Origin of the sequence: Flavobacterium micromati (genome assembly GCF_900129585.1) — a bacterium.
GTDB lineage: Bacteria > Bacteroidota > Bacteroidia > Flavobacteriales > Flavobacteriaceae > Flavobacterium > Flavobacterium micromati.
In genome coordinates this window covers 39,123-64,982 of the sequence record NZ_FQWF01000002.1, presented here as the reverse complement: position 1 = coordinate 64,982, position 25,860 = coordinate 39,123, and the positions used below count along the sequence as shown (strand labels likewise).

Sequence of the window (25,860 nt, the reverse complement as noted above, 5' to 3'; positions counted from 1 at the left end):
AAATAAAAATAGATCGGAACGCTACTTTAATAAATATTGTTTTCGCTTGCTTTGTGTGTCGCTTTTGTGTCGTGCATAAATGAATTTATTTAAAAACTATTTTAAACCAAAACAAGGATTTAAACTCTGATACGATGATTAAAATTTGTTCTTTTTTGCCCGCTGCTACTTCTATGATTTACGAAATGGGATTAGAAAATCAATTAGTTGGTGTTACTTTTGAATGCCATTCTGACAAACCGAAAGTAGTGCGTTCTTACCTTGAAGGTACCAATCACACGAGCCAAGAAATTGACCAGATTGTATCGCAATCTAAGGCACAAGGCAAAAGTTTATATTACATAGATGACTCTTTATTAGCATCTTTAGCTCCCGATATTATTTTTACGCAAGACGTGTGTGACGTTTGCCAAATAGATACGAGTCATGTAGCTCGTTCGGTATATAAATTAACCAAAGAGCCCGAACTAATACCACTTATCCCGCGGAATTTAGAGGACATTTATCAGAATGCAATTACGATTGCCAAAGCTTTCGATCAAGAAGAACGCGGGTATGAATTACTAGCAAAACTCAAAAAAAGAACCGATTTCATCCTTGATACGCTTCGCAAAAATAACGCTCCACTAAAGCGGGTGATGGTTATGGAATGGCTCGACCCAATATACAATTGTGGACATTGGATACCTTACCAAATTGCACAAGCGGGAGGAGTAGACATGCTTTCGAATCCTTCGGGATATTCTATAGTTACGGCTTGGGAAAAAATATTGTTATATAATCCTGAAGTATTGGTGGTGGCTCCTTGCGGCTTTGATGTGAATCGTTCCAGTCAGGAATTGGAGGCATTGACAAAATTAGAAGGTTGGGATACACTACAGGCAGTCCAAAATAATGCAGTTTTTTTGGCTGATGCCGATTTGTTTACGCAGCCTAGTACAACTGTTGTAGACGGAATTGAATTGCTTGCGGCACTATTTCATCCTGATTTATTTGAAGTTCCAAAGAAGTTAGAAAACAAATACCTTTCTTTTCACGCTAGTGAAAAAGTAAAGTAATTCATGAGAAAATTTTATTACTATTCGAGAAAAAAATGATCCACCTGCAAAACTTCTTTTTTTTGATGAGGCACCGCTGGCGGAAGTAAAGCTAAGAGCAATAATTCTCTAGTAATTTTTATTCTTCTTGAAGTTGTGAATTTTTATCTATTCCCATGTATGTGTGACTGCTTGCTAAACTGCAATTGAAAGATGAGTTGCAACGCTATCGTCTAAAAATGAAACAAATAATAAAGTTAAAGATTATTGAAAAAAACAACAACTAGTCTGATAGAAGGAATCCACTATTATTTAGAAAATGGGAGTTTTATTTTAAATCGTAATTTCATCTAAAAATGGATTGTGTTTCTATGAATGGTAGGAAGATTGGTATTTTAAATAATTAACAATTATAATTACAATGATAGTTTTAATCACAGGAGGAGAACGCTCCGGCAAAAGTAGTTATGCCGAGAATTTAGCAAAAGAATTATCGGAAAAACCAATGTATGTGGCTACAGCCAGAAAATGGGATAATGATTTCCAAAAAAGAATTGATCGCCATCAAAAAGACCGTAATGAACAATGGATGACCATAGAAAAAGAAAAACATTTGAGCGAAATTGATTTTTCTGGGAAAGTTGCAGTTGTTGATTGTGTTACTTTGTGGTTGACTAACTTTTTTGTAGATACTAAAAATGACGTTCCCTTGTGTTTAAAACAAGCGAAAGCCGAATTTGACGCTATCGCCAAACAAGAAAACGCGACAATTATTATTGTAACCAATGAAATAGGAATGGGCGTTCATGCAGACACTCTCATTGGAAGAAAATTCACGGAGCTTCAAGGTTGGATGAATCAATACATAGCTAAAAATGCTACTACGGTTGTACTAATGATTTCCGGTATACCTGTAACAATAAAAGAAAAAAAATGAATTTTGTAACTTCTTGGAGTGGGGGAAAAGACAGTTGTTATGCAGTAATGCAGTCAGTACAGCAAGGATTTGTCCCAAAAGTGCTGCTAAATATGATGAATGAGAACGGAAAAGTTTCCCGTTCTCACGGATTGCCTATATCTATTTTAAATCAACAGGCTCAAAAAATGGGTTTACCTATAGAAACTGTTCCAGCAACTTGGGGAGATTACGAAGCCAAGTTTATTACTGTTTTAAAATCGCTAAAAGCCAAATATGATTTGGAGATTGCTGTTTTTGGGGATATTGATTTACAAGCGCATAAAGACTGGGAGGACAAAGTTTGTGCTACTGCCTCGCTAAAGGCTTTACTGCCTTTGTGGCAACAAGACCGCCTTATTTTGGTAAACGAAATGCTAGAAAATGGTATTGAAACGATGATTGTTTCATGTAATGTAACAATGGGAGAAAGCTATTTAGGTAAAATATTGACCAATGAATTAGTGCAAGAATTACTGGAGAAGGGAATTGATCCCTGCGGCGAAAATGGAGAGTTTCATACTTTGGTGCTTAATTGTCCGTTGTTTTTGGATGCAATTGAATTGCCTGAATTTACTCGAATGACCTATGAGAATTATTGTTTCATCGTTTGGGAAGAAACATAAAAAATTATTTTAAGATGACTTATTTAGATGAAATTTTAAAATCCCGTCGGGACACGCGTCATTTTACGGAGGAACAAATACCGGATGCTGTTCTTGAAAAAGCACTGCAAGCTGGTCACTGGGCGCCTTCTGTAGGTTTGACTGATGCTACAAAATACTATCTCATCAGGTCGGTCGAAATGAAGAAAGCCATTAAAGATTTGTTTTTGGATTATGATCAAAAAGCAATTGCCCTGACAGAGAACGAACCACAAAAAGCAGCCTATAAAGCGCTGAAATTAGAAGCAATAGAGGAAGCACCACTCGGATTAGTTATTTGCTATGACCGTTCCGTTTTAAATAATTTTACCATCGGTACCGTTGGGAGTAATGAAGCAATAAAATTTAGTTCGGTTTGTGCGGCGCAAAACATTTGGCTTTCCTTAACGGAGCAAGGCTATTCCATGGGATGGGTTTCGATCTTGAATTATTATCAGTTCAAAGAATTATTAGGCTTACCCGATAATATGGAGCCGATAGGGTATTTCTGCGTGGGTAAACCAGCCACAGATTATGATAATCAGCCCATGTTGCAGCAACTCAATTGGAAGCAAAAACAACAAAACCCATTGGTTGAGGAACTTTCTATTTTGCATCAAAGTAAAGTCGAAACTACATTTTTTGAAGTTCCAAATGAAATAAATAGTGCTGCTTTTGCAAAAGCCGTTCAATATAAAATAGATCAAAAAACTAAACCGACAGGTTCGTTAGGAGTTTTAGAAGTACTTGCCAAACAAATAGCAATGGTTTTTCAAACTTTAGAACCGAAAATAGTACAACCAAATATCGTTGTTTTTGCCGCTGATCATGGAATTGCAAATCATGGCGTGAGTGCCTATCCACAAGATATTACGCGTCAAATGGTTACTAATTTTCTTGATGGTGGCGCGGCGATAAACGTGTTTTGTAAACAGAATGAGATTAACCTTTCCATTGTTGATGCAGGTGTGAATTATGATTTTCCTATGAAAATGGATTTGATTTCGGCAAAAATAGGCAAAGGAACACAATCCTTTTTACACACCGCTGCGATGAGTAAAACCGAAATGCAATTGTGTTTTAGCAAAGGGGCGACAATTGTTAAAACCATTGCAAAAACAGGCAGTAATTGTATTGGTTTTGGTGAAATGGGAATTGGAAATACTTCTACGGCATCTGTTTTAATGAGTGTTATTACGGGTTTTTTAATTGAAGAATGCGTAGGAAAGGGTACAGGAATAAATGATGAAAAGTTGCAACAAAAAATAGAAATTTTAAAGAAATCGATTGAAAATTATACGGGAGAAGCTGATCTAGAAAGTAAAATGGCTTATTTTGGGGGGTTTGAGATTCTTCAAATGGCGGCCGGAATGCTGGAAGCCTACAGAAATAATATGCTTATTTTAGTAGACGGTTTTATTTGTACGGTGGCGTACTTAGTTGCGTTTACTAAAAACCCATTAATCAAGAAAAATACGATTTTTAGTCACCAGTCAGCAGAGCAAGCGCACAAAAAATTGTTGGATTATCTTAAAGTTGATGCGATTCTTCAGCTCGATTTGCGATTGGGAGAAGGTACTGGTTGCGCCCTTGCGTTCCCCATTATCGAGTCAGCGGTTGCTTTTTTGAATGATATGGCCAGCTTTGAAAGCGCAGGAGTAAGTAGTAAAAAACTTTAACTTAAAAGTAGAGATACAATTGGCTAAAGCCAAATAATTATAAAAATGAAGAAAGAAATACATATTTTTTTTACAGCATTGATGTTTTACACTAGGATTTCTTGTCCTGCAACTATTGATCACAATCCGGATTATTTAAACAAAGCTTCTCGTTATTTCCCATTAATCGGTTGGATAGTAGGGTGCGTTGCTTTTGGAGTGTACTGTATTTTTAATTATTTACTGACTCCAGAAATTGCAATAATCTTCTCTATGATTGCATCCGTTTTATTGACGGGGGCTTTTCATGAAGATGGTTTTGCTGATGTGTGCGATGGTTTTGGAGGTGGTTGGACCAAAGAAAAAATATTGATTATCATGAAAGATAGTGCTATTGGCGCTTATGGGGGAATAGGTTTGGTACTTTTGTTACTGCTTAAATTTCAAGTCTTGACTCAATTAATTCATGTCTCGGATAATTCTAATTTTATAATTAATTCACAATTCACATTGTTGCTGTTGTTTATTACAGCGCATTCTCTTAGTCGGTTAGCGGCAATTTCAATTGTTTTTACACATCAATATTCTCGAGAGGATGCATCCAGTAAAAGCAAGCCCATAGCGCAAAGTTATTCGTGGAGAGAAGTGGTGGGCGCTTTCTTTTTTGGACTACTTCCCTTGATTATTTTGTCTTATGATCAATGGCAAATGACTCTGGTTGTACTACCTGTTTTTCTAGCACGATTTTTTCTAGCACGCTATTTTCAGAAATGGATTGACGGCTATACAGGGGATTGTTTGGGTGCCACCCAACAAGTTTGTGAAATAATATTTTATATATCAGTTATTGCATTATGGAAGTTTATTTAGTTCGTCACACGGAAACAGTTTGCGAAAAAGGAATTTGTTATGGGCAATCGGATGTAAGTATCAGGGAACCTTATGACTCTGTTTTTTTTTCTATAATGAGTCAATTGCCTCAAGATGCAATATTGTATACCAGCCCTTTACTGCGCTGTGTTCTTTTAGCAAATTACATCAAGGACAATTCAGAAATTACTACTGTTAATCAAGATTCCCGTTTGATGGAAATGAATTTTGGAGATTGGGAAATGAAAAATTGGGACGTAATCGAACCAGAAGAACTCAATCCTTGGATGATCGATTTTGTAAATATTCGCGTTTCAAATGGAGAATCTTTTACTGATCTGCACGATAGAGTAATAGATTTTATACATAATGAACTTCAATCTACTAATTCAAAACCAGTAATTATTGTAGCACATGCTGGCGTGATTCGCAGTTTTTTGTGTAAAATTTCAGACTTGCCTTTAAAAGATGCTTTTCAGAATAAAGTAGATTTTGGAGCGGTAATTAAAATTATATTATAAAATTCGCAATTATTTAGGTTATTAGATTAATATAATTCTATCTTTGGCACCGTATTAAGGTTGTGGTTTAATTTTTTTTAAATCGCATTAAAAGGGAAGAGAGTGATTGAAAATTGATGATTAATGATTTTTGATTCTAGATTTAAAATCTAAAATCATTATTTAAAATTCAAAATTCAAAAATCTAGCGCTGTACCCGCAACTGTAAGCTATCAAAGCTTGTTGTTATCTACAAAACCACTGTTTGCCGCGGCGAATGGGAAGGTCAACAACAAGACGCAAGCCAGGAGACCTGCCTTTTTTTATTAACGAATATCGAACTTTCGGGAAAAAAGGTTCAGGACATTATGACTTATTTTAAACATTTTTTTTGTTTTTGCATAATCGCAAGCCAAATCGTGTTGGCTCAAAATAAGGATACTATTACTCGTTTAAACGAAGTAATCGTGTCTGATGCTAAATTGCGCAAATTTTCCAGCTCGCAAACGATTCATCTTTTGAATGACTCTATTATTTCAAAAAATGGTGCTTTGTTGACCAATCTTCTCAACTACAACTCCGTTATTTATTTTAAAGAATACGGCCGTGGAATGCTATCTACAGTAGCTTTTCGGGGAACGACCGCATCACAAACAGCCGTGATTTGGAATGGTATTAACATTAATTCTCAAATGAATGGTAGTACCGATTTTAATACGCTTTCTGCAATGGATTACAACTACGTTGACATAAAAGGCGGCGGCGGAAGTGTCATTTACGGTAGTGGTGCCATTGGAGGAACTGTTCATCTGAACAATGATTTGAAATTTGACACTTCTTTTTCAAATGAATTGCGACTAGATTATGGTAGTTTTAACACGCAGGGCATCAGTTACAAAAGCCATTTTTCTGATAAAAAATGGTCTACTCAAATTGGCTTTTCACGTAACTATTCAGATAATGATTATGATTTTCCAAATACTTTTGATTGGAAAGGGAACCAACGGTATAATGAAAATGGAGAATATCAAGTCAATACACTTAATGCTAACATCGGATTTAAAATCGATGACCAACAATTACTGAAGCTATACAGTCAGTCATCTAGCACCGATAGAAATATTTCTTTGCTTTCGTCGTCAGAGTCTAGAACGAAGTACAAAAACGATTTCAGCCGTAACCTACTCGAATACAATAATGTGCTCGGAGATTGGATAGCCAATTTTAAAACTGCTTTTATTACCGAAGATTACCAGTATTTCCCAGATAATACTATGAATCAATTTAGTTACGGCGGAACTAAAATGTTGATCTCGAAAGCCGATGTGAGTTTTCAAGCCAATACAGCTCTCTTGTTTAATACGATTTTAGAATACAACAAGACAACGGGTGAAGGCTCTGGTTTTGGTTATCATGAGCGGGAAATTACTGGTGTGGCACTCTTAATAAAGCAGGAGGTATCGTCAAAATGGCAGAATGAGTTAGGAATTCGCAAAGAGTTTACTAATAACTATAAATCGCCTTTGCTCTTTTCACTAGGAAGTGCGCTACAACTTACAAAAGGATACCAATTGAAAATCAACGCCTCTCACAATTTTAGAATTCCCACTTACAATGATTTGTACTGGGAAGAGGGAGGAAATCCGGATTTAAAACCTGAAAGTTCTTATCAGATGGAAATAGCGAATGTTTTCAAGCATGAAAATTTAATGCTAACCCAAACGGCTTATTTCAATAAAATTAAAGATTTGCTGCGCTGGGTTCCCGGAAATAATGGTATTTGGTCTCCTCAAAACACGGATAGAATAGAGGCCTACGGCGCAGAAACCATGATTTCTTGGAAAAAGGAAATAGGAAAAAGCATTATTGAAGTTAATGGTACGTATGCTTATACGATTTCAAAAAACGAAGCAACTGGAAAGCAATTGTTTTTTGTGCCTTTTCACAAAATAACTAGTGCTGTGGCTCTTTCCTATAAAAAATGGAGTGCTAATTACCAAATGCTTTATAATGGATTCGTTTATACACAGTCAGATAATGATCCTACCGCTGTTGTCCCTTCTTATTTAGTTGGGCAGATAGGTATTGATTATCAAGTGCCGTTTTTTGCTCATTCTAAAATAGGCGTTCAAGTCCTCAATCTTTGGAATGAAAAATATGAAAGTCTAGAAAATAGAATTATGCCTGGACGAAATTACAACCTGTATCTAATTTTTAAATTTTAATATAATGAAGTTAACTAGAGTATTATTTGTAGCGTTATCAATTGCTTTTTTGTCGTCTTGTACTAATGACGACAATGAAAATGTGTCCAAAGGCAGTTATGATAATGGAGTGTTTGTTTTGAATGAAGGAAATTCTTCGGGAGGATCTGTTTCTTTTTTAGGAGATGATATGGTAACCTTCAAACAAGATGTATATGGAGCGGAGAATCCAGGCGATGTTTTTGGAAAATACATGCAAAACATCTTTTTTGATGGAGACAAAGCGTATATCATTGCGGGGGGATCTAATGTAATTAATGTCGTGAATCGTTACACGTTCAAGCTGATTGCCAAAATTGAAACCGGTTTAGTCAACCCAAGATATGGAGTGGCAAGAAACGGTAAGGCGTACGTGACCAATGCAAATACGTATTCTTTTGCTAATCCTGCGACAGGAAATATTGATGATTTTGTAGCCGTTATTGATTTGAGCAGCAATAAAGTGGAGTCGAAAATAAATTTGAATGCCACAGCAAATCGTATTGTTTTAGAAGGAGATAAATTATATATTTCTGAGCCTTTCAATAACGACAAAGTTTTAGTTGTTAATACGGTAACAAAAACATTAGAATCACCAATAATTGTGGGCGCAAGTGCCAATACTATGGAAGTGAAAAATGGTGTTTTATATGTGTTGGCTTCACCTTTTGGAGGTGCAAGTAAAATTGCAAAAATAAAATTATCTGATAAATCCGTAACTGAAGTTGTTTTTCCAGCGGCTTTGAAAGGTGCGGAAAATCTAGATATTTATGGGACTAAAATTTACTTTACAAAAGGTACAGGAGTATATAATATGGATATAGCAGATGTTCAACCTGCAGAAACTCCCATTTTTAAATATACTTCTACTTCGCAATATGGAGTTATGTATGGTTTTGCCGTTGAGAATGATAAAGTTTACATTGCTGATGGTGGTGATTTTGCATCAAATAGCAAGGTATATGTTTATTCTTTAACCGGTTCACTACAAAAAGAGTTTACAGTAGGAGTTGCACCAAATGGTTTTTATTTCAATAACTAAAAATTATTAGTTATATAATTTATGTTTTGAATTTACTGTTAAAAAGAATTAAAATTTATCAGGTTGCGCACGTGATAATGATTGTAATCAATCACGAAACGTTGTTTGTCAGTCGTTTGTAATCTCGACTGGGCTCGATTTGACAAAAACATGACAATAATTTCAAAGACTTTTTGGTATTACTAAATACAAAAGGCGTTTTCTTAAATTGAAAACGCCTTTTTTGATATATTATTAAAAGTATTTTAATTCTGAAATATACAGGATAAATTGGATGCAATTTATCCTGTTCATTAATGTGTCAAAAAGGGTCCGCTTTTTTTAATTGTATGTCTTTAATTTGATTCCAAGATTTAAAATATGTTTGCTTTTTATTCCAAAGCTTTCAAAAGTCCTTCCGGCGCTTTCTCAATATACATTTGGTTTTGAAATCCTCTTACTGATTTAGAATCTATAAAAAATTCAAAATCAACCCCGGGTACTCTATTTATCATTCTAGCAGTTCCAGTAATTTTGCTAATTGCTAAACTAAGTAAAGGCTCTGAAGTATCGCCTAGGGTTCCAAATGTGCTAATAGTTTCTTTGATGGGGAAATCAGGTTGTAATCCATTAAAATAATCTCCAAAACCAACTGAATTTACGATTTTCAAAACAATAGGCTGCATAGCATATCTGTGATCTGGATTTCTATTTTTGTCACTAAAGTCAGGTGAGTCATACACCGTAACAGATCCTACATTTTTACCAACAGTAACATCTCCAATTTGAATAACATTGATGTGTGGCTCAAGTCCATTAATCACTAATTCACTTGCGGATGCTGAACTATTGGAGGTTAAAATATATACTTTGGACATACCGATACTATTTATGGGTGTAGAACCAATTTTATCAGTAAAATAATTGAATAAAGCTGCAGGATTTTCAGCTTCAAAAAAATCATTGATTTTTTTATTCCACTGTTGTTTTGCAAATACTTTTCCTGTAAATCCTCCGGTAATCATACTTGCTAAACGAGCTGCTGATTGAACAGATCCGCCACTATTGTATCTCAAATCTAAAATAAAATCAGTAACACCAGCTGATTTGAATTCGCCAAAAGCATCGTTTAATCGAACGTCATAATCGCCAAAAAACGCATTGTAAACTAAATATCCAATTTTGCGTGAGCCAGAAGTTATTATCTTTTTAACTAAAATTGGATTCTCAGATAAAACGGTCTTTGTCAATGAAACTGATTTACCATTACTTACAATGGTTGTTCCATTAAAATCAGCCAGATTAAGTATATAATTTTCATTTGCGCCAAAAAGTAAAGCTTGATAATTGCTAGTTGTAAGAGCCGTTCCATTTACAGCGGTAAACATATCTCCACGTTTTATATCCTTACTTGAAGCATCTGAATTAGCAATCACATAACGAACAAAACCAAAGATTTCAGTTGTACTACCTGGCATGCGACTTAATCCAAATTCTACTCCGTTATTTTTTGTTGTCCCTTGAAGTTGTCCTTCTAATTCTAAGTAATCATCAACAATCCAGCTAAACTTATCAATAGATTTATTTACTCTTAACGCATCAAAAAGAGTTTCAGGTTCTGGATATCCACTTAAAAAAGCATTGAGTGCAGCTTGATCTGCAAATCGTTTGTCATCTAGATTAGGAACATCAGCTTGCCATAAGTAATATTGATTTAATCCTTTCCAGATAAAATCTTGGATTTCTAAATTGGCTGTGGGAGCTACATCATCATTATCTTGACAACTTTGAAAAGTAAAAAGTACTACAAATAATAAAAGTACGAATTGGTATGTCTTTTTCATATTATTGAGATCTAATTTAGATATAAACGTAAAAATACTAACTTTAGTTTTTATTTTATCTTTTTTGTAACAAAAAATTAAATCAATCGTCTTCACTATAGCATTCCCACAATAAATAATCTTTATGAATCAAAATGAATTTGTGCAACTGACCACCGCATTTAAAGATAAAGTTTTTCGACTGGCCAAGCGGTTGCTGGTCAGCACTGAGGAAGCTGAAGATGTTACGCAGGAGATTTTAGTAAAATTGTGGACTAAAAAAGAAAGTTTAGCATCTTACAAAAGTGTTGAAGCATTTGCGATGACAATGACACGAAATTATTGTTTAGACCAACTTAAAGCCAAGAGATCAACAAATATTAAAATTGACGCTTCGGATTTTAAAGATTTTAGCCCAGCTTTAGACAAAAAACTGGAAGATCACGATAGTTTAACTTGGGTAGAAAAAAGTATCAATCAATTGCCAGAACAACAACGTATGATTATTCAGTTGCGCGATGTGGAACAATACGAATTTGAAGAAATCGCAAAAATGTTAGAGATAAGTGAAAACACAATTAGGGTAGCACTTTCTCGAGCTCGAAAAACAGTACGAGAAAAGATGACAAAAATAAATAATTATGGAATTAAGTAGAATTGAATTACTATTAGAAAAATATTTTGACGCCGAAACTTCATTAATTGAAGAGAAAGAATTGCACGATTATTTTTGTTCTCAAGATATTGCCCCGCATTTATTTCAGTATCGATCTATTTTTGGATATTTGGCTGCAGCCAAAACGGATAAGTTTACAAAATCACTGCCAAAATTAAAAGAATTTAGTAGTGAGAAGGGGTTAAGGAAATTAAATTTTTATGCCATTTCGGTCGCAGCTTCTGTGGTAGTTATGATAGGTATTGGAAGCTATATTTTCTATAGTTCACAAGTTGTAAAAAATACTAACGAACTAGGTACGTACAACGATCCAAAAGTAGCTTTAGCAGCTACACAAAAAGCATTGTCTTTGTTGTCAAGCAACGTAAATGTTGGCATAAAAACGGTGCACTATATCGGAGAGTACCAAGTCACAAAAAATAAGATATTTAGAAAAGCAGAAAATAATTCAGAGGGATTGTGATTTCCTTTGTAAAATATAACACGAATAACAATCACTATTAATAAACATAAAATTCAAAAAAATGAAAGCAATCAATTTAAATGCAAGCGTTTTCACAAAACGAAAACAAAACCAAAACGACAGCCGATTCAATGGTGCTAAAAACTTTTTTATAACATTAATATTGGTGATTTGTGCAAGTCCAGCTTTTGCGCAAGCAGCATTTGATAAATTTGATGGGCAAGATGATGTGACGTCAATCATTGTCAATAAAAAAATGTTCGATTTAATGAGCAAGGTCAAAGTCGACGCTACTGATAAGCAAACACAACAATATCTAGCATTGATCAAAAAACTCGATAACTTAAAAGTCTTTACCACAAAGAGTACGCGAGTAGAAAGTGAAATGAAGTTAGCTGCTGATAAATATATTAAGTCGGCTGGTTTAGAAGAATTGATGCGCGTAAATGAAAATGGCAGAAATATTAAAATTTTGGTCAAATCAGGAGCAGCAGATTCACAAATCAGAGAATTATTAATGTTTATCGAAGGTGCGAAAGATGATGATACGATATTAATGTCATTGACAGGTAATTTTGATTTAAACGAAATTTCAGTTCTTACAGATAAGATGAGAATTCCGGGTGGTGATGATTTGAAAAAAGCAACTAAAGGTAAAAAATAAGATGAAAGCAATCTATGGAGTTGCTCCACTTTTCAGTTTGTTACTGTTTAGTTGCAACGCGGAACCCACCCTGCAAAAATATTTTGTAGAAAATACCGAAAACAAAAATTTTATTGCACTTGATTTATCTCCAGAAATTCTGAATATCGATCCGTCAAAATTGACAGTTGCTCAAAATGATGCTTTGAAATCCTTTGATAAAATGAATGTTTTGGCTTTTAAACTCACTGACAAAAACAAAGCAGAGTTCGAAACGGAGCGTGCGAAGGTAGATTTAATCTTAAAAGATAAAAAGTATCAACAGCTAATGAAATTTAGTTCAGGAAAGGAGGGCGCTTCGATATGCTTTGTTGGAACAGATGAACACATTGACGAGTTTGTTTTTTATGCCAATAAAAAAGAAAATGGTTTTGCCGTGGTTCGAGTTTTAGGTAAAGATATGAATCCCACTGCTGTCATGACAATGATGAGCGTTCTACAGCAATCGAAGATTGATTTAGAACAATTAAAACCACTGCAGCAATTAATGAAATAAGTAAATTTTGCTAAAATCAAAAAGCGTCTTGAATTATTCAAGACGCTTTTTTTATGAAATAGTTTTTGGGTGCTAAATTATTTCACAATATATTTTAAGGTAATTTTTTGATCGCCAATCGAATTACTTCCTTAAAGTCATTAAAAGAAAGATTTATATTTTCAATGTTAATTTTAGAAGGAAAAGAATAAATTTCTTACAATAAGTGATTAAAATTAAAATAAATTTGATCGAGGTGGTAAATATCACTAAAAACGGGTATTGTGTAAGACTTATTAGACATGTAATTTTACTCAAAACAACTTTTTACTCATTAACCATATTTAAATTGAAACTCATTGAAAGATCAAGCACAAGGAAGTTACATTTCTAAAACATTTTCAGAAAGAAACAACAAAGTATTTTTATATATAGGTACTTTTATTTTGATGGCAGTAACTGTTTCTATATTAATTTTAGCAGTTTTGCTTCTTATAAATATTTTAAAAAAATCTTTTTAAAAGTTACTAAGTTATATTGATTGCTATTCCAACAAGATTATCTCATCATATTATTGGTTTTTAATACAATAATCATTTCAACAATTGCGAAAATGATTTTACCAAAATATGTCTTTCTAAAGTTTTTTATTCTTTTTGGTTGATCATTGTTAAAAAGAAGGTTGTTACTATTCAGCGAACAGCTAATTATGCTGTAAGTTTTTTTGGTGGGTTCGATGAAATCGATTTCGCTTTGTTTTACATGTTAAACATATTTTAAATTATTTTTTTCTTTCGCTACTTTGATTACTTTTGGCGACTAAATGAAGATAGCTGTTTTTTTTCTGTACCTGTTTTTCCATCTGCTAGGCGGGGGAAATGTTGATCATGCGGTTTCGCATGGCAATGTTACTGCCAACGACCTACAAGCTTTTTTATCAAATAGAAGCCAAGTTAAAGCAATAAAAACTGTTCCTATCGGCACTTTGCTTACTACAGCTGAATTTGATTTAGAAGAAGAATCTTCAAGCAGTGACAGTTTCAAAGTTACAAATACCTCCATTTCTGATGGAAAATATCATTTACTGCAAGTTTGGTACCAGCGTTTTTCTTGTCAATCGCTTTTAAACTACTACCATCAGAATTGTAAAATCTTCTCACCATCTTGTGGACAATCCAATCCTATTTATATTCTTCAGCGAGTATTAAGAATTTGATAAATGCTGCATTCTGTTTAAACTTTTTTTGATTTAATCAACTTTGTGAAAATGTTAAATATACATTCATTGTTTGATCGTTGAAATTATTTTATAAACGATGCCTTTTACATCCTTAGGAATTCTTAATTCCAAGTATTTATTGCTTAATTTTCAAATTTACACCATGAATAAATTACTCGTTTGCACGGGCTTAATTGCCTTTTTGTGCCTTTCAAGCTGCACAACTAAAAAAGAAGAAAAAGAGGAAGGAGATAAATTTATTGTTACCAATCCGATTAAAATTGATACTTCATTTACTAAAAAATATGTTTCTCAAATTCGTTCTATCCAAAATATTGAAATCCGGGCGCAAGAAAAAGGATATCTACAAAATATTTATGTTGATGAAGGCCAATTTGTAAAAAAAGGGCAGCTCTTGTTTAGAATTATGCCAGGAATGTACCAAGCAGAATTGCTAAAAGCAAAGGCAGAAGCAAAGGGTGCTGAAATAGAACTGCAAAACGCAAAAATGCTAGCCGACAAAAATATTGTTTCAAAAAATGAGCAAGCTTTGGCTCAAGCCAAATTAGAACAAGCAAAAGCCGAAGTAGCACTGGCTCAACTTCATTTATCATTTACCGAAATCCGAGCTCCGTTTGACGGAACAATTGACCGAATTCCAAAAAAACTAGGAAGTCTAATTGAAGAAGGAGAATTGTTGACTAGCCTTTCAGACAACAGTCAAATGTTTGCCTATTTTAATGTTTCCGAACCAGAATATCTGGATTATCAAATGAATGTAAAAGATCGAGCAAATACTAATGTCAGCTTGCTTTTAGCCAATAATGAGTTGTACCAATCCAAAGGGAATGTTGAGGTTATTGAAAGTGAGTTTAACAATGAAACTGGAAACATCGCTTTCAGGGCACGATTTCCAAATCCTAACAAATTACTTAGACACGGCGAAACAGGTTCAGTGCAAATGATTGTCCCTTTTAAAAACGCAATAGTGATTCCCCAAAAAGCGACTTATGAAATTCAAGACAAGAAGTATGTTTTTGTATTGAATAAAAATAATATTTTAGAATCTAAAGAAATTACGGTTACTGGGGAAATACCTGATTTATATGTAATTACTAGCGGCATTACGGCTAATGATAAGATAGTTTTGGAAGGAGTTCAGAAAGTAAAAGACGGTGAGAAAATTAAGTATGATTATGTGTCGCCCAAAGAGGTTATTAGTCACCTGCGCTTAAAAGCTGAGTAAATTTAAATGATTCGTTTTAAAAATTTTAGTTTATAAAGATGATAATGAATCCCAAAAACACTGAAAATTTAAAACGGATAAGAACAATTTCCAATTTGGTTTAATCATTAAAATATATCTATAATGTTTAATAAATTTATTCAAAGACCAGTGCTGTCGATAGTAATATCGCTCATAATTGTCTTTTTGGGAGCACTGGCCCTAACTAATTTGCCAGTGACCCAATTTCCCTCCATTTCGCCACCAAGGGTAAATGTTATCGCTGATTTCCCGGGTTCCAATGGGGAATTGATGATTAAATCAGTTATTATTCCGTTAGAAAAAGCCTTAAATGGTGTTCCGGGAATGAAATACATGACTTCTGATGCAGGAAATGATGGAGAAGCTAGTATTCAAGTAATATTTAATTTGGGAACTGATCCCAATCAGGCTGCTATCAATGTTCAAAATAGAGTTGCCTCCGTGGTTAATAAATTGCCGCCATTAGTGGTGAGAGAAGGGATTAAGATCACTCGCGAGGAGTCCAGTATGTTGATGTACGTAAATTTGTATAGTACCGATAAAAATACGGATCAGAAATTCTTATACAACTTTGCCGAAATTAATATTTTATCCGAATTAAAAAGGGTAAACGGGGTAGGATTTGCCGATGTTTTGGGAACTCGTGAATATGCAATGCGAATTTGGTTGAAACCCGACAGAATGCTAGCGTATAAAATCTCGACAGATGAAATTATGGAAGCTTTGGCCAGTCAAAGTCTTGAAGCTTCGCCGGGCAAAACAGGAGAAAGCTCTGGTAAAAGATCCCAAGCTTTTGAATATGTATTGAAATATTCAGGACGATTTACCACCAAAGAGCAATACGGAAATGTAATTTTAAGATCTAATCCTGAAGGCGAAATTTTACGGTTGAAGGATGTTGCCAATGTTGAATTCGGTAGTTCGATGTATGATATTTATTCAAATTTGAACGGAAAACCCTCTGCGGCTATTGTGTTGAAACAGTCCTATGGGAGTAACGCTAGTCAGGTAATTAAAGATGTGAAGTTAAAATTGGCTGAGATTAAGAAAAATTCTTTCCCCAAAGGAATGGATTATGAAATCAGCTATGACGTTTCTAAATTCTTAGATGCATCGATAGAAAAAGTAATTCACACCTTAGTCGAAGCTTTTATCTTGGTAGGGTTGGTGGTGTTTATTTTTCTAGGTGACTGGAGATCTACTATAATTCCAGCCATCGCTGTTCCAGTTTCCCTTATTGGAACCTTTATGTTTATGCAATTATTTGGCATAACCTTAAACTTAATCACGCTTTTTGCTTTGGTTTTAGCCATAGGAGTTGTCGTCGATGATGCCATTGTCGTCATCGAAGCGGTGCACGCCAAGATGGAAGAAGAACATCTTTCGCCGTTGAAGGCAACTAAAAAAGCGATGCACGAGATTGCAGGTGCCATTATTGCCATTACGTTTTTGATGGCAGCAGTATTTATTCCAGTGGCTTTCATGTCAGGACCCGTTGGAATTTTCTATCGTCAGTTTTCCATCACGATGGCAACTGCTATTATACTTTCAGGAATTGTGGCTTTAACTCTTACACCTGCACTTTGTGCGATTATGCTAAGAAACAATCATGGAAAACCCAGAAAACGAACACCAATAAACCGTTTTTTAGATGGCTTTAATGCTACGTTTAATAACACTGCTGAGAAGTATCAAAAGGTTTTAAACCGTATTGTCAATAGAAGAGTAATCACTTTTATTGCACTTATAGGTTTTTGTGCGGGAATCTGGTTGGTAAGTAGCAGTGTCCCTTCTGGATTTATTCCAAATGAGGATCAGGGGATGTTTTATGCGATTATTCAAACACCGCCTGGTTCATCACTAGAGCGAACGGATAATATTGCTGAAAAGCTTCAGAAAATTGCTGAAACAGTGGAAGGAGTACAGTCGGTATCTGCTTTGGCAGGATATGAAATTCTTACCGAAGGAACGGGCGCCAATGCAGGAACATGTTTGATTAATTTGAAAGACTGGAGTGAGCGAAAGCATTCGGTACAAGAGATTATGACAGAATTAGAAGAGAAGACCAAAGATCTGCCCGGAGCCAATATTGAATTTTTTCAACCACCAGCGGTACCTGGTTATGGAGCTGCGGGCGGTTTTGAACTTCGCTTGTTAGACAAAGCAGGTTCAGGAGATTATAAAAAAATGGAATCGGTCAATAATGATTTCGTTAAGGAGTTGAACAAACGTCCCGAATTAGCGTCTGTTTTTAGTTTTTACAGTGCCAGTTTTCCGCAATTTATGTTGAAAGTCGATAATGATTTGGCACAACAAAAAGGGGTTTCCATAGAAAATGCTATGAGCACACTTTCTACATTAGTAGGTAGTAATTACGAAATCAGTTTTATCAAGTACGGTTTCAATTATAAAGTAATCGTACAAGCCGCGCCAGAATACCGTGCTTTGCCTGAGGATATTCTGAAATTATATGTCAAAAATAATAAGGACGAAATGGTGCCGTATTCTGCTTTTATGAAATTAGAAAAGGTGTACGGACTTTCAGAAATTACAAGGCATAATATGTACAACTCCTCTGAAATTAGTGGATCAGCCGCGCCAGGTTATAGCAGTGGTGCTGCCATAAAAGCAATTCAAGAAGTGGCGCAAACAAAATTACCTCGTGGTTTTGGAATTGACTGGGCGGGAATCTCCGCAGATGAAGTGGCGCAAGGTAATCAAGCCATTTGGGTTTTTCTAATCTGTTTGGGATTTGTGTATTTAGTCCTAGCAGCGCAGTATGAAAGTTTTATTTTGCCATTATCAGTGATACTTTCTTTACCAGCTGGTATTTTTGGAGCATTCTTGTTACTTAAATTTACAGGTTTAGAGAATAATATTTACGCGCAAGTTGCGATGGTCATGCTAATAGGTTTGCTAGGAAAAAACGCTGTTTTGATTGTTGAATTTGCGATACAAAGACATGCTGCGGGCAAAACAGTTCTAGAAGCCGCAATGGAAGGTGCAAAAGCAAGATTCCGACCTATTTTGATGACGTCCTTTGCCTTTATTGCAGGATTGCTTCCTTTAGTATTTGCTAGTGGTCCCGGTAAAATTGGTAACAGAACTATAGGTACAGCCGCTGCAGGAGGAATGTTGTTAGGAACAATTTGCGGAGTGTTTATTATCCCGGGATTGTACTATGTTTTTGGTCGAATTGCCGAAAAATACAAATTAGTAAAAAACGAAAATGAAAATCCATTAACCGAAGAAATTGATAACAATCATGCTGAAAAGTAAGTCATTTAAATATATTATACCGCTAGGCGTATGCTTGGCGGTGGTAAGTTGTACGCCAGCACTAGCACCATTGGCAGCGACCAAAGTTATTCCAGAAGCTTTTGAAAAGAGTGTGGATACAAATACCATTGCCTTAAAGCCTTGGAGAACTTATTTTAAAGATCTTAATTTGATTAATTTGATTGACATTGCCTTGAAAAACAATCAGGAATTGCAAATCACATTACAAGAAATTGAAATTGCTAAAAACGATATTCGGGTTCGAAAAGGCGCCTTACTGCCACAACTGGGCGTGGGAGCAGGAGGCGGTATTGAAAAAGTAGGTCGGTATACCAGCCAAGGAGCCGGCGACGCCTCGACTGAAATAATGCCTGGGAATGAAATGCCAGATCCACTAGGCGATTTAAAAATTGCAGCTTATGCACATTGGGAAGTAGATATTTGGAAAAAACTTCGCAATTCAAAGAAAGCAGCTGTAAGGCGTTATTTAGCAACTGTTGAAGGTAAAAACTTTGTAATCACCAGCCTGATTGCTGAGGTAGCGGATTCGTATTTTGAATTAGTTGCTTTAGACAACCAACTTGCAATTGTAAAACAAACGATTAGCTTGCAGTCAAACGCATTGGAAATCGTAAAATTCCAAAAATTAGCTTCCAGAAGTACAGAACTAGCAGTTCAAAAGTTCCAAGCCGAGGTGCTAGCTTCTAAAAGTATGGAGTTTACGATTCTTCAAAGTATCAAAGAAACAGAGAATATGATCAACTTTTTGCTAGGACAATATCCGCAAGAGATCAAACGCAACAGCGTTACTTTTGATGAGTTGTTGCCTGCAATGGTTCAATCTGGAGTTCCAGCACAACTGCTTGCTAATCGTCCTGATATAAAGCAAGCTGAATTAGAATTAGAAGCCGCTAAACTAGATGTAAAAACGGCTCGTGCTGAGTTCTATCCTTCATTAGATATTACAGCAGCAGTGGGAGTAAATGCGTTCAAGCCTAATTATTTATTTAGAATGCCTGAATCCTTATTGTATTCGTTAGCTGGAGATCTTGTAGCGCCATTAATTAATAGGAATGCGCTAAAAGCGGAGTATAGTTCTGCTAATGCCAGACAAATCCAAGCCTTATTTAACTATGAGCGTACTATCTTGAATGCGTATTTGGAAGTTTCTAGCCAGCTTTCTAAAATTAATAACTTAGAAAAAAGCTATGATTTAAAATCTCAAGAAGTAGCTGCTTTGAACCGTTCTATTGATGTGGCGGGCGATTTATTTAAATCAGCTCGAGTAGATTACTTTGAGGTTTTAATGACCCAGCGCGACGCATTAGAGTCGAAGCTTGAATTGATTGAAACCAAAAAAGCCCAACTTAATGCAGTAGTTCATGTGTATCGCGATCTAGGTGGCGGTTGGAAATAAAATTAGATGAATAAAAAAGCCAGTTCCATTGAGACTGGCTTTCTTGCTTTAGTGAAACTTTAAAATTATTGACTAATTTCAAATTATTTAGAAACTTTTATTTTTATTGTAATCTTGGCAGATACTAAAGACTTGTTTTTCAACAAATTTTAAAAAGGCAAAGTCATTTGTGAAAAAACATTTTTTTCCAAAATAGAACAAAAGCGAAAACCAAGAAATGTTTTTCTAAATAAGCAGAAATAATTGAAACAGATAAAAGATTGTCATGCTTTGAAGAATAAGTTTGCCATTGACAAGAATTTAATATTTCCGATGACACAGACTAGTAAGAAAGAAAAAAAAGTCAATGCAGTCAACGGTTTACTGTTGATTGCATTGACATAATAGAAATTAATTTTTGATGATTCTAATCGAAACGCTCTTTTCGAAAAACCTCTACATTAGTTACAAAGGCAATTACACCATATTTTTCAAAATAATTCTCGCTGAGAATTTTCATAATACTTAAAACCTTTTCATCAGAGGCAAGTGTTTCTATTCTTATATTGCGACCTTCCCAATCTGTGAAGTGTTGTTCGTACAACCCTTCTCCTTCCACTTCAACTATAGTGTAGCCTTTTATACCGCAGTTTTTTAAATCCGCTACAAGGCGATTTTGTAGCGAATCTAACGCTATAATAGTTATCATCTTAATAGGTACTAATTGTGTCATGAAGCATACAAGTTTTGCGCAATTGTTAAATATAATGGAAGTCCAAATGTAACATTAAAAGGAAATGTAATGGCTAAACTTGCTGTTAGATAATAGGTAGGATTAGCCTCTGGTATTGCAATTCGCACTGCCGCAGGTGCCGCAATATAACTTGCACTAGCGCATAAAAGTCCAAATATGGTGGATCCTCCCATTGACAAGCCAGCCCAATATCCTAAATAAATTCCCACTGTTGCATGAATTACCGGCATTATTATACCGAATGCAAAAAGAAAGAATCCTACTTTTTTCAAGTCGTAAAGTCGGCGTCCAGCAACCAAACCAACCTCCAACAAAAATAAACAAAGTATTCCTCTAAACAATCCATCATATAATGGTGCAACTTGTTCAAACCCTTTCTTTCCTGTTATTAAGCCAATGCAAATCCCTCCCAATAATAAAATGGTTCCTTTATTGGTAAAAAGCTCATGCAATACTTTACCCATGTTGCTTTGCGTTTTTGGCAGTGCTTTTTTTGCAATATAAATCGCGATGATAATTGCAGGAATTTCCATGATTGCCAGCATCGCTGGCATATATCCTTCATACGAAATCTTCATTAAATCGAGGAACGCAGTCCCTTCACTAAAAGTTACTGCCGATACAGATCCAAAATGCGCGGCTATAGCGGCTGCATTTAACTTATCCATTTTCCCAATCTTTACTAAAATAAAATAGGAAACAATGGGGATAGCAATACACATGGCTATAGCTGTCAGACAAGGTTTATAAAAATCAACGATATTTACTGATGTTAACTTTACGCCTCCTTTTATTCCAATGGCAAATAGTAAATATATAGTCAATCCCATATACATTCCCTCTGGGAATTTAAGGTCACTTTTTAAAAGCGTTGCGATAATACCTAGTGCAAATGCTAGCACCATAGGTGATGCTAAACTAGATCCAAATGCTGAAAATAAATCCATTCTATTTCTTTAGCGTTTGTAAATAGTTAGGATCTAGAAAATCTACATTTCCAGTTTCTAAATTGTAAACAGCACCCACAATTTTAAGATTTTTACTTATCACAGCTTTTGTTAAAACTGGCTCCAGATTTTCAAGCTGTTGCACTTGCATGGCTACGTTTATTTTAACAGCATTTTCTACCTCATCACCCTTTTGTGTTTTAGCTAGTTGTGCCGCTGGTTTAATAGCATTAATTAGCGTAACAATATGACCTGGCACATCGGGTATTTGACAAGCGGCGGCTACAGCTCCACATTTAGTATGACCCATAACGACTATAAGGTTAGCTCCTAAAACTGCATTACCAAATTCTATGCTACCCCAAGAGGCAAATGTTGAAACTTGACCCGCAGTTCTTATTATAAACAGATCGCCCAAACCTTGATCAAAAATAATTTCGTTTGGGACGCGAGAGTCAGAACATCCTATAATTATAGCAAAAGGTTTTTGACCCGAGGACACCTCCTTAATACGCTGTAAATCTTGGTGAGGTTTAATACTTTTTCCTTCAACAAAACGTTTATTTCCTTCTTTTAAACTTTTTAATGCTGAATCTGCAGAAACTTGCGCTTGTGCTAAGGTTGAAAGCAGCGCAATAATAAAGACTAATAATGTGCTAGTTTTTTTCATTTTTATTTATTTAAGTTATCTATTACAAAGGTTGTGTTTTTTATAACATAAATATTATTTATATTTTTTATCAAACATATAAATAGTTTTAATGATTTCTACAGCTCAAACAATTTAAAATTATTCGTTTTTTGAAAAATTATTATTTCAAATAATTAATTACCAGTAACACTTTATGTTTATATGATTTTGGCATATATCAGTAAAAAAGCCAGCTAAAAGTAGGATGTGAGATATACTAAGAGGATTTTTTGGGTAAGTTACTAGATGCGTTAACACGTTTTCTAGCATATAATTGTTTCCGCTAACACAATGTAACGCAGTTTAATTGGACTACTTATTGAAAAAGGATAGAGGCGGATTTATTCTCTTTCTAAAAATGTTTTGTATTAAATAAAGATTGTGCAATCTTATATCATCGCTAATTAATTATTTTCTCATTAGTTTTTATTGATGACGCACAATTGGGATTGACTGCGTCTTTCCCACAAAGCTCCGCTTTGAAAATAGAAATGATCTAAAATAATTTCAAGCAAGCTTGATTATTTTCTCATTAGTTTTTATTGATGAGACACAATTGGGATTGACTGCGTCTTTCCCACAAAGTTCCGCTTTGAAAATAGAAATGCTCTAAAAATAATTTCAAGCAAGCTTGATTATTTTCTCATTAGTTTTTATTGATGACTCACAATTGGGATTGACTGCATCTTTCCCACAAAGCTCCGCTTTGAAAATAGAAATGCTCTAAAAATAATTTCAAGCAAGCTTAATTATTTTCTCATTAATTTTTATGGATGAGACACAATTGGGATTGACTGCGTCTTTCCCACAAAGCTCCGCTTTGAAAATAGAAATGATCTAAAATAATTTCAAGCAAGCTTGATTATTTTCTCATTAGTTTTTATTGATGACTCACAATTGGGATTGACTGCGTCTTTACCACAAAGCTCCGCTTTGAAAATAGAAATGCTCTAAAAATAATTTCAAGCAAGCTTGATTATTTTCTCATTAGTTTTTATTGATGAGACGCAATTGGGATTGACTGCGTCTTTCCCACAAAGCTCCGCTTTGAGAATAGAAATGCTCTAAAAATAATTTCGAGCAAGCTTGATTATTTTCTCATTAATTTTTATGGATGAGACACAATTGGGATTGACTGCGTCTTTCCCACAAAGCTCCGTTTTGAAAATAGAAATGCTCTAAAAATAATTTCAAGCAAGCTTGATTATTTTTAGAGCATTTCTATTTATTCGTGACCACGATGGGATTCGAACCCACACGCCCTTGCGAGCACCAGCCCCTCAAGCTGGCAAGTCTACCGTTTCTCCACGTGGCCTAAAATAAATAAAGACGTTGCAACGCAACGTCTTTATCCTTGTGACCCGACTGGGGCTCGAACCCAGGACCCCATCATTAAAAGTGATGTGCTCTACCAACTGAGCTATCGAGTCAATGCTTTCAAGAAAATTATGTGTTAATCACTAAAATTGTGACCCGACTGGGGCTCGAACCCAGGACCCCATCATTAAAAGTGATGTGCTCTACCAACTGAGCTATCGAGTCATATTCTTTCCTTGAATGCGGGTGCAAATATAAGGACTTTTTTTAGAGTTTTGCAAGCAATTTTGCTATAAATTTGTCTTTTTTAAATATAAATTCTCAACACCTTAATTTGTAAGGTTTTATTAAGATGAAAAAAATTATTTTGTTAGGTTATATGGGGTGCGGGAAGTCGACAATTGCAAATAAATTGTCTAATTGTATTGAAATCCCTTTTGTCGATTTGGATAAAAAGATCGAAGAGAAAGCAAATTTATCTATAAATGCAATTTTTGAAAAGCATGGGGAAATCTATTTTAGAAAATTAGAACACCAATTATTTGTTGAATTATTGAATTCTCCCGAGACTTTAATTATAGGATTAGGTGGCGGCACTCCTTGTTACGCTAATAATCACGAATTATTAAAAGAGAAAGGTGTTGTCGCAATATATTTAAAAGCATCTATCGACACCTTATTCAATAGATTGTCGCTTAATAAAAGTAAAAGACCACTTATTGCAGATAAAAATGATTCAGAGATGAAGGAGTTTATTGCCATTCACCTTTTTGAAAGAAGTTTTTATTATAATCAAGCGCAATATAAAGTGGTGGTTGATGATAAGACTATCGATGAGGTCGTTGAAGATATCATTACAATTTTAGCTTAGATAAGCATAACTATTATCATCTTCATCAAAAACCACTTGAACATGTTCAAATAAAGAGGTTGAAAGCGAAATTCCTTTGAAATCAGCTTTTACGGGATATTTTTTATGGTTTCTGTCTACTAAAACTGCGGTCTTAAATTTTTTCAAAGGAACATCAATGAAATGCCTAACCGCGTAAATCAACGTAGTGCCCGAATTTAATACATCATCTACTAATATTAAGCCTTTGTTTGAGTATTGCTCTTTTGTAATAGAAGTTTGAATAGGCAACTGTGGGTCTTGCTTGTTAATCTGTACTTTGCATAGCGTTACTTTTATCGGGGAAATTAATTCTAATGCTGCTGCTAATTTTTCAGCAAACACATATCCATTAACTTCGATTCCAGCAATGACTATTTCTTCTTCATCAACAAATGTTTCGTAGATTTGATAGGCAATTCTTTTTATTTTGTGTTCTATTTCTTGATGGGTCAATATAATTTTCTTGCTCATTATTGTTGCATTTTATTTTTTAAAGCTTTGTTGAAAGTATTTTGGAAATTAGAGTTTTGATACGCTTAAAAATTAAAGCAACCCTACTACCATATTTTGAAATTCATATTTTAAGACTCAGCTTCCTCTCCTTCATTGAGGTTTGAGGACGGGATAAATTCATCAATGTCTCTTCTATCTTTTTTAGTAGGTCTTCCTGTTCCGTTTTTTCGATAATGCTCTTTCGATAATTTCAAAAGTTCTAAGTGCTGATAAGCTTCTGCAGATGTATCATTTCTTCTATAAATATCTACCAGCTTTGCGCCCACACGATTTTCAGGAATATCTAGAACGGTTATAATCTGAGTGATTTGATCCTTTCTAAACGTAATTTTATCCGTAGCAAAAACTTCCTTAGAAGGCTTGGCCACAAGACCATTAACTGTTACGTGGTTTTTTTTACAAGCCTCAGTAACCATGTTTCTAGTTTTATAATAGCGCACGCACCATAAATATTTGTCAATTCTCATATATTTTCAAAAATCAAAGTTAAATAGTTCACAAAAATCAATCAATATTG

At 34.7% G+C, this 25,860-nt stretch carries 24 protein-coding genes, 3 tRNA genes and 1 riboswitch; of the genes, 18 read left to right on the top strand and 9 right to left on the bottom strand.

Annotated features, from left to right (window positions below):
• Nucleotides 1-134: 134 nt before the first annotated feature.
• The 8 genes from BUB42_RS02500 to BUB42_RS02465 all read left to right on the top strand — a co-directional run bounded on the left by BUB42_RS02500 (nucleotide 135) and on the right by BUB42_RS02465 (nucleotide 8,949).
• Entirely contained in the window at nucleotides 135-1,058 is a 924-nt protein-coding gene (locus BUB42_RS02500) for an ABC transporter substrate-binding protein (RefSeq protein ID WP_073016870.1), read from the top strand.
• Between the two features lie 400 nt (nucleotides 1,059-1,458).
• Nucleotides 1,459-1,974, top strand: a complete 516-nt coding sequence (gene cobU / locus BUB42_RS02495; RefSeq protein WP_073016869.1) for a bifunctional adenosylcobinamide kinase/adenosylcobinamide-phosphate guanylyltransferase — start codon at nucleotides 1,459-1,461, stop codon at nucleotides 1,972-1,974.
• Nucleotides 1,971-2,618 (top strand): Dph6-related ATP pyrophosphatase, encoded by a 648-nt coding sequence (locus BUB42_RS02490; RefSeq protein ID WP_073016867.1) that lies wholly within the window; start codon nucleotides 1,971-1,973, stop codon nucleotides 2,616-2,618. The genes cobU and BUB42_RS02490 overlap by 4 nt, the downstream gene beginning before the upstream one ends.
• Before the next feature lie 14 nt (nucleotides 2,619-2,632).
• Complete coding sequence (gene cobT, locus BUB42_RS02485) at nucleotides 2,633-4,315, top strand: nicotinate-nucleotide--dimethylbenzimidazole phosphoribosyltransferase (RefSeq protein WP_073016865.1); 1,683 nt, start codon at nucleotides 2,633-2,635, stop codon at nucleotides 4,313-4,315.
• A 45-nt stretch (nucleotides 4,316-4,360) separates the two neighbouring features.
• Nucleotides 4,361-5,164, top strand: a complete 804-nt coding sequence (locus tag BUB42_RS02480) for an adenosylcobinamide-GDP ribazoletransferase (protein ID WP_073016863.1) — start codon at nucleotides 4,361-4,363, stop codon at nucleotides 5,162-5,164.
• Nucleotides 5,149-5,685: an alpha-ribazole phosphatase gene (cobC, locus tag BUB42_RS02475; protein WP_073016862.1), complete on the top strand. Its 537-nt coding sequence runs from the start codon at nucleotides 5,149-5,151 to the stop codon at nucleotides 5,683-5,685. The genes BUB42_RS02480 and cobC overlap by 16 nt, the downstream gene beginning before the upstream one ends.
• Nucleotides 5,686-5,725: 40 nt before the next feature.
• Nucleotides 5,726-5,999: riboswitch (cobalamin riboswitch) on the top strand.
• A gap of 33 nt (nucleotides 6,000-6,032) precedes the next feature.
• Entirely contained in the window at nucleotides 6,033-7,889 is a 1,857-nt protein-coding gene (locus tag BUB42_RS02470) for a TonB-dependent receptor plug domain-containing protein (protein WP_073017344.1), read from the top strand.
• Nucleotides 7,890-7,893: 4 nt separating this feature from the next.
• The gene (locus BUB42_RS02465) at nucleotides 7,894-8,949 is read left to right on the top strand and encodes a YncE family protein (RefSeq protein WP_073016860.1); all 1,056 of its coding nucleotides are present in this window, start codon (nucleotides 7,894-7,896) and stop codon (nucleotides 8,947-8,949) included.
• 371 nt (nucleotides 8,950-9,320) lie between these two features.
• Here the strand turns inward: BUB42_RS02465 and BUB42_RS02460 are convergent, their stop codons facing one another.
• The gene (locus BUB42_RS02460) at nucleotides 9,321-10,772 is read right to left on the bottom strand and encodes a S41 family peptidase (RefSeq protein WP_073017342.1); all 1,452 of its coding nucleotides are present in this window, start codon (nucleotides 10,770-10,772) and stop codon (nucleotides 9,321-9,323) included.
• A 124-nt stretch (nucleotides 10,773-10,896) separates the two neighbouring features.
• On the opposite strand from BUB42_RS02460, the gene BUB42_RS02455 reads away from it, so the two are divergent.
• The 9 genes from BUB42_RS02455 (at nucleotide 10,897) to BUB42_RS02420 (ending at nucleotide 20,250) form a co-directional block, all read left to right on the top strand.
• Nucleotides 10,897-11,406: an RNA polymerase sigma factor gene (locus BUB42_RS02455; RefSeq protein WP_073016858.1), complete on the top strand. Its 510-nt coding sequence runs from the start codon at nucleotides 10,897-10,899 to the stop codon at nucleotides 11,404-11,406.
• On the top strand, nucleotides 11,393-11,890 hold the full coding sequence (locus tag BUB42_RS02450; protein WP_073016856.1) for a hypothetical protein: 498 nt from the start codon (nucleotides 11,393-11,395) through the stop codon (nucleotides 11,888-11,890). The genes BUB42_RS02455 and BUB42_RS02450 overlap by 14 nt, the downstream gene beginning before the upstream one ends.
• Nucleotides 11,891-11,951: 61 nt before the next feature.
• Complete coding sequence (locus BUB42_RS02445) at nucleotides 11,952-12,554, top strand: DUF4252 domain-containing protein (RefSeq protein WP_084118273.1); 603 nt, start codon at nucleotides 11,952-11,954, stop codon at nucleotides 12,552-12,554.
• Between the two features lies 1 nt (nucleotide 12,555).
• Nucleotides 12,556-13,089, top strand: coding sequence for a DUF4252 domain-containing protein (locus BUB42_RS02440; protein ID WP_073016854.1), 534 nt, complete (start codon nucleotides 12,556-12,558; stop codon nucleotides 13,087-13,089).
• A gap of 338 nt (nucleotides 13,090-13,427) precedes the next feature.
• Nucleotides 13,428-13,589, top strand: coding sequence for a hypothetical protein (locus BUB42_RS16355; RefSeq protein ID WP_170857174.1), 162 nt, complete (start codon nucleotides 13,428-13,430; stop codon nucleotides 13,587-13,589).
• Nucleotides 13,590-13,891: 302 nt separating this feature from the next.
• Nucleotides 13,892-14,284 (top strand): hypothetical protein, encoded by a 393-nt coding sequence (locus BUB42_RS02435; protein WP_073016852.1) that lies wholly within the window; start codon nucleotides 13,892-13,894, stop codon nucleotides 14,282-14,284.
• A gap of 166 nt (nucleotides 14,285-14,450) precedes the next feature.
• Nucleotides 14,451-15,533, top strand: a complete 1,083-nt coding sequence (locus BUB42_RS02430) for an efflux RND transporter periplasmic adaptor subunit (protein WP_073017338.1) — start codon at nucleotides 14,451-14,453, stop codon at nucleotides 15,531-15,533.
• A gap of 123 nt (nucleotides 15,534-15,656) precedes the next feature.
• Nucleotides 15,657-18,833 carry an efflux RND transporter permease subunit gene (locus BUB42_RS02425; RefSeq protein ID WP_073016850.1) on the top strand — a complete coding sequence of 1,059 codons (3,177 nt, stop codon included), beginning with the start codon at nucleotides 15,657-15,659 and terminating at the stop codon, nucleotides 18,831-18,833.
• The gene (locus BUB42_RS02420; protein ID WP_073016846.1) at nucleotides 18,820-20,250 is read left to right on the top strand and encodes a TolC family protein; all 1,431 of its coding nucleotides are present in this window, start codon (nucleotides 18,820-18,822) and stop codon (nucleotides 20,248-20,250) included. The genes BUB42_RS02425 and BUB42_RS02420 overlap by 14 nt, the downstream gene beginning before the upstream one ends.
• Nucleotides 20,251-20,656: 406 nt before the next feature.
• Here BUB42_RS02420 and BUB42_RS02415 read toward each other — a convergent pair whose 3' ends face one another.
• From BUB42_RS02415 to BUB42_RS02390, 6 genes are all read right to left on the bottom strand, one after another.
• Nucleotides 20,657-20,962 (bottom strand): P-II family nitrogen regulator, encoded by a 306-nt coding sequence (locus BUB42_RS02415; protein ID WP_073016845.1) that lies wholly within the window; start codon nucleotides 20,960-20,962, stop codon nucleotides 20,657-20,659.
• Complete coding sequence (locus BUB42_RS02410) at nucleotides 20,959-21,930, bottom strand: sodium-dependent bicarbonate transport family permease (RefSeq protein WP_073016843.1); 972 nt, start codon at nucleotides 21,928-21,930, stop codon at nucleotides 20,959-20,961. The genes BUB42_RS02415 and BUB42_RS02410 overlap by 4 nt, the downstream gene beginning before the upstream one ends.
• Nucleotide 21,931: 1 nt before the next feature.
• Nucleotides 21,932-22,600 carry a carbonic anhydrase gene (locus BUB42_RS02405; RefSeq protein WP_073016842.1) on the bottom strand — a complete coding sequence of 223 codons (669 nt, stop codon included), beginning with the start codon at nucleotides 22,598-22,600 and terminating at the stop codon, nucleotides 21,932-21,934.
• 1,253 nt (nucleotides 22,601-23,853) lie between these two features.
• Nucleotides 23,854-23,936: transfer RNA gene (locus tag BUB42_RS02400), tRNA-Leu, on the bottom strand.
• Nucleotides 23,937-23,978: 42 nt separating this feature from the next.
• Nucleotides 23,979-24,051: transfer RNA gene (locus tag BUB42_RS02395), tRNA-Lys, on the bottom strand.
• Between the two features lie 39 nt (nucleotides 24,052-24,090).
• Nucleotides 24,091-24,163 (bottom strand) — tRNA-Lys (locus tag BUB42_RS02390).
• Nucleotides 24,164-24,290: 127 nt separating this feature from the next.
• On the opposite strand from BUB42_RS02390, the gene BUB42_RS02385 reads away from it, so the two are divergent.
• A complete protein-coding gene (locus BUB42_RS02385; protein ID WP_073016840.1) occupies nucleotides 24,291-24,809 on the top strand; it encodes a shikimate kinase in 519 nt (172 codons plus the stop codon).
• Here the strand turns inward: BUB42_RS02385 and BUB42_RS02380 are convergent.
• Both BUB42_RS02380 and BUB42_RS02375 read right to left on the bottom strand, forming a co-directional pair.
• Nucleotides 24,801-25,301 carry a phosphoribosyltransferase family protein gene (locus tag BUB42_RS02380; RefSeq protein ID WP_073016838.1) on the bottom strand — a complete coding sequence of 167 codons (501 nt, stop codon included), beginning with the start codon at nucleotides 25,299-25,301 and terminating at the stop codon, nucleotides 24,801-24,803. The genes BUB42_RS02385 and BUB42_RS02380 overlap by 9 nt on opposite strands.
• 110 nt (nucleotides 25,302-25,411) lie before the next feature.
• The gene (locus BUB42_RS02375) at nucleotides 25,412-25,810 is read right to left on the bottom strand and encodes an RNA-binding S4 domain-containing protein (protein ID WP_073016836.1); all 399 of its coding nucleotides are present in this window, start codon (nucleotides 25,808-25,810) and stop codon (nucleotides 25,412-25,414) included.
• Between the last annotated feature and the right edge of the window lie 50 nt (nucleotides 25,811-25,860).

What these genes read in the sequence shown, in the direction of transcription:
- BUB42_RS02490 (WP_073016867.1), top strand. Translation starts at nt 1,971, where the DNA reads ATGAATTTTGTAACTTCTTGGAGTGGGGGAAAAGACAGTTGTTATGCA.
- BUB42_RS02435 (WP_073016852.1), top strand. Translation starts at nt 13,892, where the DNA reads ATGAAGATAGCTGTTTTTTTTCTGTACCTGTTTTTCCATCTGCTAGGC.
- BUB42_RS02420 (WP_073016846.1), top strand. Translation starts at nt 18,820, where the DNA reads ATGCTGAAAAGTAAGTCATTTAAATATATTATACCGCTAGGCGTATGC.
- BUB42_RS02415 (WP_073016845.1), bottom strand. Translation starts at nt 20,962, where the DNA reads ATGACACAATTAGTACCTATTAAGATGATAACTATTATAGCGTTAGAT.
- BUB42_RS02405 (WP_073016842.1), bottom strand. Translation starts at nt 22,600, where the DNA reads ATGAAAAAAACTAGCACATTATTAGTCTTTATTATTGCGCTGCTTTCA.
- BUB42_RS02450 (WP_073016856.1), top strand. Translation starts at nt 11,393, where the DNA reads ATGGAATTAAGTAGAATTGAATTACTATTAGAAAAATATTTTGACGCC.
- cobT (WP_073016865.1), top strand. Translation starts at nt 2,633, where the DNA reads ATGACTTATTTAGATGAAATTTTAAAATCCCGTCGGGACACGCGTCAT.
- BUB42_RS02430 (WP_073017338.1), top strand. Translation starts at nt 14,451, where the DNA reads ATGAATAAATTACTCGTTTGCACGGGCTTAATTGCCTTTTTGTGCCTT.
- BUB42_RS02445 (WP_084118273.1), top strand. Translation starts at nt 11,952, where the DNA reads ATGAAAGCAATCAATTTAAATGCAAGCGTTTTCACAAAACGAAAACAA.
- BUB42_RS02385 (WP_073016840.1), top strand. Translation starts at nt 24,291, where the DNA reads ATGAAAAAAATTATTTTGTTAGGTTATATGGGGTGCGGGAAGTCGACA.
- BUB42_RS02440 (WP_073016854.1), top strand. Translation starts at nt 12,556, where the DNA reads ATGAAAGCAATCTATGGAGTTGCTCCACTTTTCAGTTTGTTACTGTTT.
- cobU (WP_073016869.1), top strand. Translation starts at nt 1,459, where the DNA reads ATGATAGTTTTAATCACAGGAGGAGAACGCTCCGGCAAAAGTAGTTAT.
- BUB42_RS02460 (WP_073017342.1), bottom strand. Translation starts at nt 10,772, where the DNA reads ATGAAAAAGACATACCAATTCGTACTTTTATTATTTGTAGTACTTTTT.
- BUB42_RS02380 (WP_073016838.1), bottom strand. Translation starts at nt 25,301, where the DNA reads ATGAGCAAGAAAATTATATTGACCCATCAAGAAATAGAACACAAAATA.
- BUB42_RS02465 (WP_073016860.1), top strand. Translation starts at nt 7,894, where the DNA reads ATGAAGTTAACTAGAGTATTATTTGTAGCGTTATCAATTGCTTTTTTG.
- cobC (WP_073016862.1), top strand. Translation starts at nt 5,149, where the DNA reads ATGGAAGTTTATTTAGTTCGTCACACGGAAACAGTTTGCGAAAAAGGA.
- BUB42_RS02470 (WP_073017344.1), top strand. Translation starts at nt 6,033, where the DNA reads ATGACTTATTTTAAACATTTTTTTTGTTTTTGCATAATCGCAAGCCAA.
- BUB42_RS02410 (WP_073016843.1), bottom strand. Translation starts at nt 21,930, where the DNA reads ATGGATTTATTTTCAGCATTTGGATCTAGTTTAGCATCACCTATGGTG.
- BUB42_RS02425 (WP_073016850.1), top strand. Translation starts at nt 15,657, where the DNA reads ATGTTTAATAAATTTATTCAAAGACCAGTGCTGTCGATAGTAATATCG.
- BUB42_RS02455 (WP_073016858.1), top strand. Translation starts at nt 10,897, where the DNA reads ATGAATCAAAATGAATTTGTGCAACTGACCACCGCATTTAAAGATAAA.
- BUB42_RS02480 (WP_073016863.1), top strand. Translation starts at nt 4,361, where the DNA reads ATGAAGAAAGAAATACATATTTTTTTTACAGCATTGATGTTTTACACT.
- BUB42_RS02500 (WP_073016870.1), top strand. Translation starts at nt 135, where the DNA reads ATGATTAAAATTTGTTCTTTTTTGCCCGCTGCTACTTCTATGATTTAC.
- BUB42_RS02375 (WP_073016836.1), bottom strand. Translation starts at nt 25,810, where the DNA reads ATGAGAATTGACAAATATTTATGGTGCGTGCGCTATTATAAAACTAGA.